Below are 15,707 nucleotides of genomic sequence, written 5' to 3' on the forward strand. Positions count from 1 at the left end.
ATGATCTACTATATTGCTTTTATTTTGATAGGAATAGGTATATATGGAATTTTAACTCAGAAAAATTTGTTTAAATTTTTAGTATCTTTAACAATTATAGATACCGCAATAAATATATTTATAATTTCTCTTGGATATATTGAAGGAAAAGATGTACCGATATATTCTCAATATACCACTGTTGCCAATTTTGTAGATCCATTACCACAAGCATTGGTACTTACAGCGATTGTAATTGGTGTTGGGACACTTGCTCTTGGTGCGTCTTTGTTGATAAAAGTTTACGAAAAATACGAAACTTTAGAAGTTGAAGAAATCGCCGCAAAGGAGGCGAAAGAATGACGGCATTACTTGTTGTTGTACCTTTACTTTCTGCGTTTTTATTTGTACCTTTTAAGGAAAAGGCAAAATATATCCTTCCAATTATAGTTATTATTAACCTTTTTTTATTGATGAATCTTCCCGTTAATTCGACGGTGCAGATGGGAGGATGGAAGGCACCATTTGGAATTGTTTTAGTTTTAGATTCTGCAAGTTTTTACACGCTTTTGGTTGTTAACATAATATTTTTAATTGTTTCGTTGATACCTCAAATTGCCGATGGCTTATCGATAGTATTATTGATTTTACTTTCCTCTTTGAATGGAATAATTTTAACCGGTGATATTTTCAACTCGTTTGTTTTCTTAGAGATAACAGCGGCTGCAGCTTACATTATTGCATCTTCAAAGAAAAATTATTATGGTGCCTATAAATATCTTATTGTCGGAAGTGTTGCAGGTGGATTTTATCTTTTAGGTGCTATATATGCATATATAGGAACAGGTTCTTTGAATTTTGCAGATATTTTACTTAACATGAATAGTTCATTTTTACCTTATGTTGCCCTCATGTTATTTATAGGTTTGGCTGTTGAGAGTAAGATTTTACCATTAGCAGGTTGGGTTCCAGATGTTTATGCTTCTGGTTCAGCAATAGCACCAACTATTTTGGCAACAAGTGTAACTTTCTCAATGTTTTATCTTTTGAGCAGGATATTTATTACAGTTTTTAGTGGCTATTTTTTGGATATTTTGTATGTTTTTGGATTGATTACTTTGGTGTTAGCTGAAATTGCTGCATTTAGACAAGAAAATCTTTTAAAAGCGCTTGCATTTTCCTCTATAGCACAAGCGGGTCTAATATTAAGTGTGCTTTCTCTCAATACATCTAACGCATTGACTGCTGCTTATTTTCATTTGTTAAATGATGCAACTTCAAAAATAATTTTATTTGTTATTGGTGCAACCTTAATAGGAAGTTTTATGAATAACAAAACTGCAGGTATTTCCTTTAGTATTGCATCGTTTTCATTAATTGGTTTTCCACTTTTTGCAGGATTTAGAAGTAAATTGTTAATTTTGCAAAGTGCATTTGAGAAAGGGGATTATTTATTACCTGCACTTTTGTTATTTTCAACTATAATAGAGGCTGCATATTTGTTGAAGTGGAATATAAAGCTTTGGTATGGTGAGGCTAAGGAACATTCTAATATTTCATGGAATATTTTATTGATTACTTTGGTGTTATCTCTACTTTTAATCTACATAGGTATACATCCTGAAATGTATTTAAAGATCTCTGAGAATATATCGCAAGGTATAATAAGCTCTCAGACGTATATTAATAACGTTTTAGGAGGGATGTAAATGATATCCTTAACTAATTTAATTTTGGTTTTTATTTTTGGTTCAATTGTAAGTTATCTGTTGACAAAAGCTAACAGAGTTTTGGGTTCAATATTTAACTTTTTACTTACCGCATATGCACTTTATGAAGTTTGGAATTTAAATATAAACCATAGTGAGAAACTTTTTGTGCTTTTTAAGAATTTAGAAAGTACACTTAAAGTTACATATTTAGGAAAATATTTTGCTTTAGTAAGTATGATTGTAATTTCTTTTGTAACATTTTTTATAATTGAGTGGATTAAGAAAAAAGGTATTAAGCCTGCGGCTTTTAATGCTTTTATGTTAATTATGATTTCTGGAGTTTTGGGTGTATTTTTTGCAAATGACTTGTTAACTCTTTACATTTTTTGGGAATTAGCTGTTTTAGGTTCATTTTTGATAGTTCCTATGGGAAAAGAAGATTCAAAAAAGGCAGCTGTAATTTATGCAGTGACAAGTGCTATTGGAAGTTACATGTATCTTTATGCAATTTTTGTAATTTTTAAAAGATATGGTGTGCTTTCATTTGAACAAGTATCTCAGCAATTAGTTAATGATTCGTCATTATTTAAATGGTTTGTAATTTTATTTATTGCAAGTGCTGGTATGGCAAAAAGTGGAATTTTTCCACTTCATACTTGGCTTAGAATTACCCATGGTAACGCTCCAGATGCGTTTAGTGCAATCTTATCTGGGCAATTGGTAAAAATGGGATCTTATGTTTTGGCAATTGCAATATCGGTTTTTCCAACTGTTCAAATGTTTTCTTCGTTTTATCATGGAATCCCACTGCTGAATTACCTTTTGATTTGGCTTGGCAATATTTCAATATTAATTGGTACGTTTATGGCGATTAGGCAAAATGATATGAAACAACTAATTGCATTTTCGTCTATTGCAAATGGTGGTTACATCCTCGTGGGATTGGGGACTATGAATTCGATAGGTTATTCAGGTGGGTTGTTCCATGTATTCAACCATGCAATAGCTGCTGCTATGATTTTCTTATCTTTTGCAGCAGTTGTGTATAGGACGGGAACCACGAAGATTGATGAAATGGGTGGATTGATTTGGAGAATGCCATGGACATTTGTTACATATCTTGTTGGAATAATTTCACTTGCGGGTATACCACCTACAAGTGGATTTATATCAAAGTGGATGATTTTTAGTGCGCTTGTCAACAAGGGTATGTTTATCACATTGGCAATTACATTTATTGGAAGTGTGGGATCTTTTCTTTACGTTTTTAGACCATTAGCAGGTGTATTTTTGGGGCAGTTAAAAAGAAAACATGCCGATGTAAAAGAAGTTCCTGGTATTATGTTAATACCTATGTTGTTGTTTGTTGTTCTGGTGCTTTATATTGGAGTTTATCCAAAGCCAGTTTTAGATTATATAAGTTCAATAGAAAAAGTTCTTGGAATAAAGCCTATTTCATACAATGGATTTGAGATAATAACTCCTCTTGGTAAGTGGAATACTTTAACAGTTTTTACAATGTTTTCAGTAGGTTTTATAATTGCGATAGTTTTGTATTTGATATTCCCAAAGGGGAAAAGAGTCGAACTAACTGATCAATATACTGGTGGAGATTACTTATACAATTACGACTTGTATCACTATGCGACAGGATTTTATAGATTTATTGAACGATTATACGATAGACATCCATCTTTTGAAAGGTTGTATGGTATGTTAGCTGCGTTCTTTAGATCCATTGGTGATATTGTAACTGGTTTGATTTACAAACTAAGTCCAAGTGGATATGTTTTTTGGATCTCAGTTGTAATCCTCATAATATATTGGGTGAGGTGGTAAGAGATGACAATATTAAAGGTAATTGCAGTTTTATTAACGGGATTTTTTGTGGGATTAACTCTAGAAGGTATAGCAAGGAAAGTAATGGCTAGAGTACAAAGAAGGTATGGTCCTCCTTGGTATCAAAATTTTATAGATGTTTTCAAGGCTCTTTCAAAGAGGGGGATTTCTCACGGTTGGATTTTTGATTTTGGAATCTTGATGGCATTGGGTGGAGTTATTGCAACTTTGTCTTTTGTACCATTGGGGAATTTGGTTGCATTTCCTGGACTTGACAATATTTTTATAATAGTTTATTTGTTTGCAGTTGGAGCACTTGGAATGGCAATGGGGATGGTTGGTTCTGGGAATCCGAATGCTAGTATAGGTGTTGCAAGAGCTTTGACTCAAATGCTAGGGTATGAACTTCCTTATTTAATTTCTATAGCAGGTGTTTTGTATTATTATAAAACCAGTTCTGTATCTGGATTGATGATGGCTCAGCAGGATACTTGGACTTTATTTAAAATGCCAATAGGTGGAATTGTTGCTTTTGTTTCATTGCTTGGAATGTTGGGGAAAAAACCTTTTGATACACCTATTGCACCTGCTGAAATTGCGTCTGGTCCAATGGTAGAACTATCTGCTAAATATATGGGACTTTTAATGTTAATGCATACTTTTTCGATATTTGTCGAAATAGGATTGTTTGTGGATATATTCCTTGGAGTAAGTAATTATTTTACATTTCTTTTGAAATTTACTATAGTTTGGATAATTGCAACATTAATTTCATCGGTTTTGCCAAGATTTAGAATAGAACAAGTTGTTAAATTTTATTGGAAAGTACCGTTAAGTCTAGCATTTGTCCAAGTTTTATTTGTATTACTTGGTTGGGTATTTTAGGAGGTGGAAGAAATGGCCATTAATGAAAGAAGTTTATGGGAAAAAATAGCAGATCAACTTAGAAGTAGATCCTTGTGGATGCTACATTATTGTACAGGTTGTGGAGCTATTGAACTTCCTCCAACAATGACTTCAAGGTTTGATATGGAAAGATTTGGTATGGGTCCAATGGCTACTCCAAGACAGGCGGATATTTTGTTTATTACAGGATATCTAAGCGCTAAGACACTTAGAAGGGTTATTTATACTTATGAAAAAATGGCAGAACCTAGATATGTTATTGGATTTGGATCGTGCACGTTAAACGGAGGTATATATTACGATTCGTATGCTACAATAAACAGATTGGATTATTACATTCCTGTGGATTTATACATTGCAGGTTGTATGCCAAGGCCTGAAGCATTGCTTGAAGCATTTAATGAACTTATGAGAATGATAAGAAAAGGAGAAGCAAATGGCTGGAAAAAATACAAAGAAGATTACGAATGGTATAAACAGAATCAGCTCAGATCCCTTGGGGAGGTGTTTGTGCATGATGAATTCCATGAGTAATATGATAGAAAATCTAAAAAAAATAGCTAATGATTTTAAAATAACAGAGATAGATGAAAGAGAAGTAAAGCTTGAGTTGTCCAATGAACAAGTGTTGCCCGTGCTTTTAGCTTTAAAAGAAGAGGGGTATTCTCATTTATCTTTGATAACAGCTGTTGATTGGATAGATGAGGGAAAGTTTGAGCTTGTGTATATTCTCTATTCTTGGAACGATGGTGGAAAATTTTTGATTACAACAAAAATAAGTAGAAATGATCCAAAGTTTGTTACTGTAAAACACATGTGGCCCATTGCAAGGTATTATGAAAGAGAACTCCACGAGTTTTTTGGAATAAAATTTGAAGGAAATAACGATATGAAACCACTTTTCTTGGAAATGTGGGATGATATTCCTCCGCTTAGGAAGGACTTTGATCCGTTTGAATATTCGAAAAAGAAATTTCCTGATAGGGAATATCAAAAAGATGTTATTCATGAAGCTAAGATAATAAGAGGTGATATAGATGGGTGAAGTAAAGCTCTTTTTTGGTCCTAACCATCCGGGAATGCATGGGAATTTTAGTGTTCATATGTATGTTGAAGGTGACACTGTTGAAAAAGCAAGACCGTTGCCTGGCTTTTTACATAGAGGTTTTGAAAAACTAATGGAAAGAAGACTTTGGTACCAGAATCTTGCTCTTATTCCAAGGATCTGTGTGCCTGAACCGGATATTAATGAAGTATGTTATGCAATGGCTGTTGAAAAGATTGCAAAGATAGATGTTCCTGAAAGGGCACAATGGATAAGGATGATTGTTTTAGAATTGGCAAGAATTGCAAGTCATTTAATGAGTTTTCCGGGTATTGGAGGTACTATTGGACTTTATACAAGTTCATTTTGGGGAGTAGCAGACAGGGATCGTATTTTAGATATTTTTGAAAGTTTAACTGGAGCAAGAGTTTATCATATGTACATAGTACCTGGTGGAGTTAGAAAAGATTTAACTCCAAGGATACAAGATTTAATTTTCAATACTTTAAATTACATTGAGGAGAGATTGGGTGAGTATGAAACTTTAATCTTTAAAAATAGGATAGTTCATACAAGATTAAAAGGTATAGCTATATTAGATAAGGAAACAGCATTAAAACTTGGTGTTACAGGAGTTGGTCTTAGGGCAACAGGAGTGCCATATGATATTAGAAAAGTTGATCCTTATTTGTTTTACGATAAAGTTGATTTTAAAGTTCCTACAGCTACTGAAGGAGATGCATACGCGAGAGTATACCTTAAATACCTTGAGATATATCAAAGTATAAAGATTATTAGGCAATGTCTTGAAAAGATGCCAGAAGGAAAGGTCAATGTTCCAATTAGTGAAGGGAACGCCCTTAGATACAGAGTACCAAAAGGTCAAGCATATGTGCATATAGAATCGACAAGGGGAGAATATGGTTATTATATGGTTTCAGATGGAGGAGAAAAACCGTATAGAGTAGCAGTACGTGGTGCATCATATCCTCAAACGTTTATAGGTATAGAGGAGTATTTACCTGGAACAAGAATAGAAGATGTTCCAATTTGGCTTTCAACAATGGATGTTTGTGCTCCAGAGGTAGATAGATAGATAAGGAGGGGACATGATGGCAAATAAATTAATTCCTAAAAAAGAATTTTTTGCTCCTATAAAAGCGTGGAAATATATATTTAAAAAACCCGTTACCATAAAAGTTCCTTATGTTAAAAGAGAAGCAGCAGAAAGATATAGGGGATTTCACATAAATGATTGGAATGAGTGTATTGGTTGTGGGACATGTGCAAAGATCTGTCCGACAGATGCCATTAGAATGGTTGAAGTTGATGATTTACCGCACGAATACGGTAAAAAGCCACCACGTCCTGTCATAGATTATGGAAGATGTTCATTCTGTGCAATGTGTGTGGATGTTTGTACTACAGGTTCACTAAAGATGACTAGAGAATATGTCCATGTTTCTCCAGAACCGGAAGACTTTATATTTGCACCTACCGAAAAGGGAATTCATGGAATCGAGGATGTTCCTGTGGGATGGGTTAGAGATGATGATTCTGATTTGCTTGAACTTGAAAGAGTAGAAATGGAAATGATTGAAGGTGAAGAGCGTTCAAAATCTTTTATTGAATACGTAAAAGGATACAGTAAGGAACAAGCCATGCATGAGGCTGCACGTTGTGTCGAATGTGCTTTGTGTACGGATAGATGCCCTCAACATATGCAAATTCCAGAATACATAAAGGCAATATGGAGAGATGATTTAACAGATGCACTAAAGTGGCTTTTAAAGGGAAACGAGGAAAATAATATGTTAGGTGCAAATCCATTTTCTGCAGTTTGTGGAAGAGTTTGTACGCACAAATGTGAAGAAGCTTGTTCTTTGGGAAATAGAGGAGAGGCTATAGCTATAAGGTGGTTAAAGAGGTATATCGTTGATAACGTATCAGAGTATGATAAAGTTTTGGAAGTTAAACCGGAAAGGAAAAATAAAAAAGTTGCAATTGTTGGTTCTGGGCCTGCAGGGCTTTCAGCTGCGTACTTTTTAGCAACTATGGGATATGATGTAGAAGTTTTCGAATCTTTATCAAAACCCGGTGGGGTGATGAGATACGGAATACCATCCTACAGGTTACCAGATGAAGCCCTTGACAAAGATATAGCTTTTATTCAAGCTTTGGGTGTAAAGATACACGTTGGTGTTTCTGTTGGAAAGGATATACCTCTACAAAAATTAAAAGACGAATTTGATGCGGTATTTGTATCAACAGGGTTTACTTTGGGACGTTCAACGGGAATTCCAGGAACAGAACATGAAGATGTAATTCAGGCATTACCTCTTTTAAGGGAAATTAGAGATTATCTTAGAGGAGAAGGACCAAAGCCCAAGATCCCAAAGAGTTTAGTAGTAATAGGTGGAGGTAATGTGGCAATGGATGTTGCAAGATCTATGGCAAGACTCCAGATAATGGAATACGGTAAGGTTGATGTAAAGGTAACAAGTTTGGAAAGAACATATGAGGAAATGCCTGCTGATATGGAGGAAATAGAAGAAGGGGCAGAAGAAGGTGTAAAATTCTACCCGGGTTGGGGTCCCGTAAGGATCGTTATTGAAAACGATAAGGTTAGGGGAGTGGAATTAAAAAAATGTTTGCAGGTTTTTGATGAAAATAGAAGATTTAATCCTAAATTCGATGAAAATGAAAGACAGACACTAAAAGCTGAAATGGTTGTTGAAGCTATTGGTCAAGCACCGGATTATAGTTATCTTCCTGAAGATCTAAAAGAAAAATTGGAGTTTGTCAGAGGGAGAATTTTGACAAATGAATATAGGCAGACACCTGTTAAATGGTTGTTTGCAGGCGGAGATATTGTAAATGGTCCAGATATAATACACGGTGTGGCAGATGGATATTGGGCAGCAAGGGGAATTGATGAATTCCTTACAAAGGGGGCGAAATAATGTCTATTGAAGATATTTTAAAGGTTGCGGAAAATTTTGAGATCGAGGGATTTAAGTTTTACAAAGAGAAAAAAGAAGAGGTAAAAAATAAATTGGCAAAAGAAGTGTTGGAATTTTTACAAGAAATGGAAAGAGAGCATACGGAGTATATTAGAAAGATAAGGAAAGCCTTAGAAGAAGAAGGGGAAATACCAGTTGCACCTTTAGATACGACAAAAGACTTTTTTAATGAGAGACTTAAGGACCAAAAGATAGAAGAGACACCATCTGAAGATGATATAAAGGATTTGTCAATTTTAAGAATGGCATTGTTAATAGAAAAAGATTTTGTAATTTATTACGATAAAGCTGCAGAGAGAGCAAAGGTAATGGAAGATAAGACACTAGAAAGTATATTAATAAACTTGAGAGAATGGGAAAAGGGACATGTAAAATTAGTTAAAGAGCTTATTTCACGGATATTTGAGAAAAACAGGTTGGATTTGGGATTTTATCCATTTTAATTAAAAAAGGCACCCAAATGGGTGTCTTTTTTAATAAATTTAAATGCGGTATAATAAAAATACACCATAACTTACTTTTAATGGAGTGGATAACATGCCAGAATTTTCTAATCCATTTTCAGGGTTAAAATCTGATAGAAAATTAACTCATGATGAATTAGTTAGAGCTATTCGTTATATGATTTCAGCTGAGTATGAAGCTATACAACTTTACATGCAATTGGCAGAATCTACGGATAATGAACTTGCAAGGGAAGTATTAATAGATATAGCAAATGAAGAAAGAGTACATACTGGCGAATTTTTGAGGTTATTAAAAGAACTTGAACCAGATGAAGAGAAATATTACAACGAAGGAGCTATGGAAGTTGAAGAAGAAATAAAAAAGTTAAAAGGCGAACTTTAATCGTCTATGTCTTTTAAAATTCTATTTGTATTAAAGTTTACTTTTGTTAATAAAGAAGGATTTTTGTTTATTATTTGCTTGATGTCTATGTCATTTTTGTTGTTAAAAAATGGAGCAATAATTAAGTGTTTTCCGTTACAGTATTTTTGGAGGGTTTTTATATCTTCTTTTTTTATAAATGGCATATCTGTTAGGAAAATGGCAACATATTCGGGAAGAATATCTGTGCTTTTTATTTCTTTTATTGCTAATTTAATTGATGTACTGATGCCCTCTTTATAATTTTTGTTTTTAAGAATAAAAAAATTGTCTGGAATTACAAAATTTCATAAAGGATTAACAACTATGTAATTTTTATCGAAATTGCAACTTTTTACTAAATCTATTACCATTTGAAGCATAAATTTATCGCCAATAGTATGTAGTAATTTTATTCCATTTTTATACCTTTTTCCTTCACCTGTGGCTAAAATAATTGAATATATATTTTTTTGCATTTTTATCCCCTTTAAATATTGTACCATATAAAAAATCTCTCTGCAGATGCAGAGAGATTTTTTTTAATATCCTCTTCCCCTTCCGTAGCCTAAACCTCTTCCAAATCCGCGATGGCCCATTCCTTTCCCCATACCTCTAAGTGAGGGATTCTCATAGTTTGGTCGAATTGCGTTTTTGGGACATTTTTCCATACATAAACCGCATCTTGTACAAATGTTATTGTTTATAAAAGGATAACCATCGTCTTGGATGAAGATAGCATTTTCCACGGGACACACATTAACACAAATTTTACATTTTACACAATCTTCTTTCTTTACCCATGGCATAATATCACCCCTGTAGTTGCGTTTTAACTAACTCCAATGCTTTACTTACTTCGGGTGTGTCCACTGTAATGGATATGTATCCAAGTTCTTCAAGCCTTTTTTTAGAACTTCTTCCCATAGACATTCCTACCCATACTTTGCAGTCTCCTAAAAATTCAAGAATTTCATCCACTTTTGCATGTAAGTGAGTTTCTGTATATGGATTTTGCCTTTCTTCTTTTTTTACAAAATTTGTTCCATCAAATTCGTAAATCAAATAGGTATTAGAGTGACCAAAATGTTTTGGATTTATTGTTTTTCCATCTACTGTTCCTATTGCAACTAACATAATATCACCTTAATTTGTTGCGTTTTCGGTTTTTTCTAGTTTTCCATTCTTGAAGTTTTCAATTATATTTTTTATTGTGTCTTTTTGTGTTATATAAACATCTATTTTTGCAGCTTTAAGAACATCAAAAGCGTTTTTTCCTACACTTTGAGAAATTAATGCTTTAACACCTTTGTTTGCAAGTGTTTGAGAAACTTTTGGGCCTTTACCATGTGCTTCTGATGAGTCATTTTCTATAACTTCTACTATTTCATCTTTGTCAGTATCGTAAATGATAATGTACTCTGCCCTTGCGTATCTGTCGTTGATCATTGAATCAAGAGTTCTGTCTTCAGATGGAATTGCTATTTTCATGCTTTTTCCTCCTTTTTTATGATTTTAATTAATTTTTTGTATATTTCCATTATTGCCTTTGCCGCTTTACTATCTTTAAATGTAACTATAGGTTTACTTTCAAGGATTGCATTTTCTACAGTCTCGTCAAATGGAATTTTTCCCAGTATTGATATGTTTTCTTTTCGACAAAAACTTTCTATTTCTTTTGAAATTTCTTCATTAATGTCGTATTTGTTAATTACAATTGCAAAATCTCTTTTAAAATGTCTAACGGTATCTATGATCCTCTTTAAATCATGTATACCACTTAAAGTTGGTTCCGTGACAATTATTACAAAATATGTGGCAGCAATTGATGAAGTTGCTGGACAACCGATACCAGGTGCACCATCGATTAAAACTATTTCTTTGTTTAGATTTTTAGACTTTTCTATTGCTAATTTTCTAACCTCTGCAACCAATCCTCCTGAAGTTTCTTCACCTGGAGTTAAGTTTCCATGGACTATATTTTTTGTTTCGGAGGTAGAATAATAAAATTTACCAGATAATGATTCTTCCAGTTTAATGGCGTTTTGCGGACATGAAATTACACACGCATTACAACCTTCACAGGCATATGGATCAACTTTATATGAACCGTCAAACACAATTGCTTCAAATCTGCATACTTTTTTACATATCCCGCAATTATTGCATTTTTCGTGATCAATTATTGCTTTTTTTCCACCGTAGTATTCATGTTCTTCTAATACCTTTGAATTAAACATTAGGTTTAGGTTTGCCGCATCCACATCACAATCTGCTAGAATTGCATTGTCAAATAAAATTCCAAGTGAAGAACTTAATGTTGTTTTACCAGTTCCACCTTTACCACTAACTATTGCTATTTGTTTCATTTTACCAGCTCCTTTATTGTTTCATAAACTGCAATGAATTTTTCTTGGTAATCTGGGAGATATTCTGTAAATAACTTTCCTTCGGAGTAAATTTTTGCAATTTGTTTTTCAAAAGGAATTCTCATTAAAATTGGTATGCTTTTTTCAGCAGCATAATTGTCAATTATTTTTGTTTTGGGGTTATCACGATTGATTATGATGCCTGAAGGAATGTTCATTTCATTAACAAGTTCCAAAGCTAGTTTTAAATCATGTAATCCAAAGATTGTGGGTTCTGTAACAAGAATTGCAAAATCGATATTTCTTAGCGTTTCAACAACTGGACATGAACTTCCAGGTTGCGAATCAATTATTACAATTTCTGCGTTATTATCAATATGTTTTTTCAATTGTCTAATGATTTTGACACCAGAGGGTTCGCCTATGTTTAATAATCCCATTCCAAACTTTAGATTTTCATTTACTTTTCCTAGCATTATTTTGCCTATGCTTTTTGGACTTTCAGTTATGGCATTTACAGGACATACCATTTTACATACTCCACAACCATGACACAAGCTTCTAAAAATCATAGCTCCAGATTCAAAAACTGATATGGCACCAAATTGACAGTTTCTTGAACATTCACCACATCTAATACATGTGTTATTATCGACAACAGGAAGTAAAAGTTCAACGTTTTCTTCATGGGTAAATGAAATATCGAAAAAAATGTGATCATTCGGCTCTTCAACGTCTGCATCAAGTAATTGCACAATTTTTAATTTGGATAATGTCCATGCAAGGTTTGTTGAGATAGTTGTTTTACCTGTTCCGCCTTTTCCACTTAGAATAGCAATCTTCACGTAAGCCCCTCCTATATGTTAATTACATATATATACTTAGATTATATAATATCTTATTACATATGTCAATTTATGGGTACATACTGGAAAAATTTTTCTTGTTAAAAGGATGGTTACTCATTTGGGAGGATTAGAAAAAGAAGTTCAAAAATATATTATTCAAATTTTCGAAACTTTCATAATGAATTTATCTATGACTTTTTTAACTTTTAGTAATTCCTCTTTGCTTTTTTTTAAGTATTCTATACCTTTTGGGGTTATATAATAAATTTTTTTTGAAGGTCCTTGGCGATTTGTATCCCATTTTGAATAAATTAATTTTTCGTTTTCTAATTTTGTCAAAATTCTATATAGATTTCCCATTTGACCTAGGCCTATAAGTTGAATTCCGAATTCTGAAAGTCTGTTAGCAATTTCATAACCATGAATTGGTGTTTCAGCAATAATTAATAAAATGAATGGTTCGATAAATGTTTTTCTGTACCTTCCAGCACCTTTTTTCATATTTACCTCCATTTTTATTTATTCGATTTTGAATAAAACAATATTTTTCAAAATTTAATGTTTTTAGCTTTGTTCACTTTTAAACACTAAGCTTAGCAAAGTATGAATATCTCTTATTCTTTTAAAAATGAGCAACACAAGGTTATAAAACCAAAATTGTTGTAGTATGAAACTATATTGTAATACAAACAAGATGATTCCAATTATTCCAAAACCTGTTAAATCAAGTAAAGCATCAATTTCTGGAAGAGAAGGTTTGTTTTTGTTTATTTTTCGTTCGATGTATTTGAGAATTCCGAGAATAACAGCATAAAAAAATGAAATTTGAAATTTGGTTAAAGCACTCCATACGCCAAACGTAGTTGCAAGTGCTTTACCACCTTTAAACTTTAAAAATGGTGAAAATGCATGCCCAAGTATTGGTGAAAGTGCAAGAAATATAATTCTTGAATCATCAAGACCAATAACTTTGGCAAAATAATAAGCAGGAAGATAACCTTTTAAAAAATCTAAAGATGCCCCTAAAATTCCATAGGTTAAACCAGCAGCATATCCAAGATTAAAAGCTCCTGGATTTCCTTCACGAATTTCCTTTAAATTTATTCCTTTTAGACGTGCAAGCCAATAAGAAAACATGATAGCTCCCGAAAAAAAGCCTATTAAAGACATTATTAAAATCATTTTGTCCTCCGCTTATGGTTTTGCATTTCTAGTATTATTATACTCTAAATGTTAAATTTTTTGTATATTTTTTGAAAAATGTTATATAATGAGAATGAGGTGATAATGTGATACTAATTCCTATGCCAAAAAAAATTAAAATTAAAAATGGTATATTTGAGTTAAAATCCGGTAGCTATGTTTATTTATCAACGAAAAATTTATTCAAAAGTGTCAAAAAATTAAAAAATTATTTGAAAAGGTATGGAGTTAATGTTTTGATTTCGTATTATAAAGGAAGTAAAACGTCAATAGTTGCTGAAGTTAACAGAGGAAGAGTAAAAGAAAAGTCAGGTTATAAATTAATTGTAACTTCAGATGGAATTAAAATTTATGGAAATAACAATCAAGGTCTTCATTATGGACTTATGACTCTTATCCAGATAATCAAAAATTATGGTACTGTAATTCCTGTTTTGGAGATACATGATTGGCCTGAAATTGAAAACAGGGGTGTGTTAATTGATGTAAGCAGAGATAAAGTTCCAAAACTAGAAACTTTATTTCAATTGGTGGATTTATTTTCAGAATTAAAATATAACCAACTTCAGCTTTATACTGAACATACCTTTGCATATCGTGAACATGAAAAAGTTTGGAAGGGTTATTCTCCATTTACCAGTGAGGATATTATAGAACTTGATAAGTATTGTAGGGAAAGATTTATAGAACTTGTACCTAACCAAGCTTCCTTTGGACATATGGAAAAATGGTTAGTGCATGATGATTATAGTTATATGGCAGAAACATCTGAGTTTGATACTTTGTGGGGAAGGCATTTTGATAGACCGTTTACATTATCTCCAGCCGTTGAAGATAGCATTAAATTTTTAGCTTCATTGTATAATGAATTACTGCCGCATTTTAGAAGTAAATTATTTAATGTTAATTGTGATGAAACTTTTGATCTTTGTATGGGAAAGTCAAAGAGTCTTTGCAAAAAATATGGCAAGGGAAAGGTATATCTTGAATTTGTAATGAAAATTTACAATATAGTAATTAGTCATGGAAAAAGAATGATGATGTGGGGAGATGTTTTGAAAGAATATTCAGAATTATTGAAAAACGTACCTAAAGATATTGTTGTTTTAATATGGGGTTATGAAAAAGATCATCCTTTTGAGAAAGAATGTTCTATATTTAAAGATTTTGATTTTTATGTATGTCCTGGAACTTCAAGTTGGAATTCTATTTTAGGAAGGGTAGAAAATGCTATTTTGAATATAAAAAATGCTGTTAAAAATGGGTTAAAATATAAGGCAAAAGGTTTTCTACTAACTGATTGGGGAGATAATGGTCATTGGCAACATCTTCCAATTTCGTTTGTAGGTTTTTTATATGGGGCTGCGCTTAGCTGGGGATTTAATGAAAATAGTGATTTAAATTTAGAGGAAGCATTGAATAAGATTGGATTTAATGGAGAAGAATTAGGAGGAATACTATGTAATATTGGCAATGCTTATAAATTAACTGGAATTGAAGTCCCTAATTCTACATTGTTTGCTTTACCGCTATTATTTCCTGAAAAAGTTCTTTTAACTGATAAAATGGTAAAAATGTTAAAACTGGAAAATTTGAACAAAACAAAAGAAATTTTGGAAGGGAATTTTTCGCTACTGAGGCAATCCAATGCAGAAAATTCAAATGATTTGATAAAAGAAGAAATAAAGAATTCTATAGAAATTGCTTTATTTTCTGTAGATTTACTGATTTCACTTTTAAAAACAGGATCAAATTCAATTACGGGATTACCTAAAGTTGTAAAACAAGAATTTAAATATCGTTTTGAAAAGATTGTTGATGACTATAAAGCTATCTGGAAGAAAAGAAATAGAGAAGGAGGGTTGAATGAAAGTTTGAAAAAATTAACTAAGATTTGTAGTTATTTAGAATAGGAG

Annotated in this window: 19 protein-coding genes; 11 read left to right on the forward strand and 8 right to left on the reverse strand. The window is 32.5% G+C overall.

Features of this window, described 5'->3' with window-relative positions:
• The 10 genes from BUB65_RS00830 (at window position 1) to BUB65_RS00875 (ending at window position 9,353) form a co-directional block, all read left to right on the forward strand.
• A complete protein-coding gene (locus tag BUB65_RS00830; RefSeq protein ID WP_084727985.1) occupies window positions 1–342 on the forward strand; it encodes a sodium:proton antiporter in 342 nt (113 codons plus the stop codon).
• Window positions 339–1,688, forward strand: coding sequence for a complex I subunit 5 family protein (locus tag BUB65_RS00835; protein WP_073071105.1), 1,350 nt, complete (start codon window positions 339–341; stop codon window positions 1,686–1,688). Before BUB65_RS00830 ends, BUB65_RS00835 begins: the two co-directional genes overlap by 4 nt.
• Window positions 1,689–3,530, forward strand: coding sequence for a proton-conducting transporter transmembrane domain-containing protein (locus BUB65_RS00840; protein ID WP_084727986.1), 1,842 nt, complete (start codon window positions 1,689–1,691; stop codon window positions 3,528–3,530).
• Between the two features lie 3 nt (window positions 3,531–3,533).
• A complete protein-coding gene (locus BUB65_RS00845; protein ID WP_073071107.1) occupies window positions 3,534–4,415 on the forward strand; it encodes a respiratory chain complex I subunit 1 family protein in 882 nt (293 codons plus the stop codon).
• 12 nt (window positions 4,416–4,427) lie between these two features.
• Window positions 4,428–4,970, forward strand: coding sequence for a NuoB/complex I 20 kDa subunit family protein (locus BUB65_RS00850; RefSeq protein WP_200773521.1), 543 nt, complete (start codon window positions 4,428–4,430; stop codon window positions 4,968–4,970).
• Window positions 4,951–5,481, forward strand: a complete 531-nt coding sequence (locus tag BUB65_RS00855; protein ID WP_073071110.1) for an NADH-quinone oxidoreductase subunit C — start codon at window positions 4,951–4,953, stop codon at window positions 5,479–5,481. The genes BUB65_RS00850 and BUB65_RS00855 overlap by 20 nt, the downstream gene beginning before the upstream one ends.
• Window positions 5,474–6,577 carry an NADH-quinone oxidoreductase subunit D gene (locus tag BUB65_RS00860; RefSeq protein ID WP_073071113.1) on the forward strand — a complete coding sequence of 368 codons (1,104 nt, stop codon included), beginning with the start codon at window positions 5,474–5,476 and terminating at the stop codon, window positions 6,575–6,577. Before BUB65_RS00855 ends, BUB65_RS00860 begins: the two co-directional genes overlap by 8 nt.
• A 16-nt stretch (window positions 6,578–6,593) precedes the next feature.
• The gene (locus BUB65_RS00865; RefSeq protein ID WP_073071115.1) at window positions 6,594–8,444 is read left to right on the forward strand and encodes an FAD-dependent oxidoreductase; all 1,851 of its coding nucleotides are present in this window, start codon (window positions 6,594–6,596) and stop codon (window positions 8,442–8,444) included.
• Window positions 8,444–8,947 carry a ferritin family protein gene (locus BUB65_RS00870; protein WP_073071118.1) on the forward strand — a complete coding sequence of 168 codons (504 nt, stop codon included), beginning with the start codon at window positions 8,444–8,446 and terminating at the stop codon, window positions 8,945–8,947. Before BUB65_RS00865 ends, BUB65_RS00870 begins: the two co-directional genes overlap by 1 nt.
• Window positions 8,948–9,041: 94 nt before the next feature.
• On the forward strand, window positions 9,042–9,353 hold the full coding sequence (locus BUB65_RS00875) for a ferritin family protein (RefSeq protein WP_073071120.1): 312 nt from the start codon (window positions 9,042–9,044) through the stop codon (window positions 9,351–9,353).
• A 326-nt stretch (window positions 9,354–9,679) separates the two neighbouring features.
• Here the strand turns inward: BUB65_RS00875 and BUB65_RS08410 are convergent, their stop codons facing one another.
• The 8 genes from BUB65_RS08410 to BUB65_RS00915 all read right to left on the reverse strand — a co-directional run bounded on the left by BUB65_RS08410 (window position 9,680) and on the right by BUB65_RS00915 (window position 13,770).
• Window positions 9,680–9,850 carry an NTP transferase domain-containing protein gene (locus tag BUB65_RS08410; protein ID WP_234946694.1) on the reverse strand — a complete coding sequence of 57 codons (171 nt, stop codon included), beginning with the start codon at window positions 9,848–9,850 and terminating at the stop codon, window positions 9,680–9,682.
• Window positions 9,851–9,913: 63 nt separating this feature from the next.
• Window positions 9,914–10,180: a 4Fe-4S binding protein gene (locus BUB65_RS00885; protein WP_073071122.1), complete on the reverse strand. Its 267-nt coding sequence runs from the start codon at window positions 10,178–10,180 to the stop codon at window positions 9,914–9,916.
• 4 nt (window positions 10,181–10,184) lie between these two features.
• Complete coding sequence (locus tag BUB65_RS00890) at window positions 10,185–10,508, reverse strand: NifB/NifX family molybdenum-iron cluster-binding protein (protein WP_084727987.1); 324 nt, start codon at window positions 10,506–10,508, stop codon at window positions 10,185–10,187.
• Window positions 10,509–10,517: 9 nt separating this feature from the next.
• Complete coding sequence (locus BUB65_RS00895; RefSeq protein ID WP_073071127.1) at window positions 10,518–10,862, reverse strand: NifB/NifX family molybdenum-iron cluster-binding protein; 345 nt, start codon at window positions 10,860–10,862, stop codon at window positions 10,518–10,520.
• Complete coding sequence (locus BUB65_RS00900) at window positions 10,859–11,740, reverse strand: ATP-binding protein (protein WP_073071130.1); 882 nt, start codon at window positions 11,738–11,740, stop codon at window positions 10,859–10,861. Before BUB65_RS00900 ends, BUB65_RS00895 begins: the two co-directional genes overlap by 4 nt.
• Window positions 11,737–12,585: an ATP-binding protein gene (locus BUB65_RS00905; RefSeq protein WP_073071132.1), complete on the reverse strand. Its 849-nt coding sequence runs from the start codon at window positions 12,583–12,585 to the stop codon at window positions 11,737–11,739. The genes BUB65_RS00900 and BUB65_RS00905 overlap by 4 nt, the downstream gene beginning before the upstream one ends.
• Before the next feature lie 159 nt (window positions 12,586–12,744).
• Window positions 12,745–13,089 (reverse strand): PadR family transcriptional regulator, encoded by a 345-nt coding sequence (locus BUB65_RS00910; RefSeq protein ID WP_073071134.1) that lies wholly within the window; start codon window positions 13,087–13,089, stop codon window positions 12,745–12,747.
• Between the two features lie 63 nt (window positions 13,090–13,152).
• Window positions 13,153–13,770, reverse strand: a complete 618-nt coding sequence (locus BUB65_RS00915) for a glycerol-3-phosphate acyltransferase (protein ID WP_073071136.1) — start codon at window positions 13,768–13,770, stop codon at window positions 13,153–13,155.
• Between the two features lie 107 nt (window positions 13,771–13,877).
• Between BUB65_RS00915 and BUB65_RS00920 the strand changes: the two genes are divergently transcribed.
• The gene (locus tag BUB65_RS00920) at window positions 13,878–15,704 is read left to right on the forward strand and encodes a beta-N-acetylhexosaminidase (protein ID WP_084727988.1); all 1,827 of its coding nucleotides are present in this window, start codon (window positions 13,878–13,880) and stop codon (window positions 15,702–15,704) included.
• The last annotated feature ends 3 nt before the right edge of the window (window positions 15,705–15,707 follow it).

This window comes from Thermosipho atlanticus DSM 15807 (assembly GCF_900129985.1).
In the GTDB taxonomy this organism is placed as follows: Bacteria; Thermotogota; Thermotogae; order Thermotogales; family Fervidobacteriaceae; genus Thermosipho_A; species Thermosipho_A atlanticus.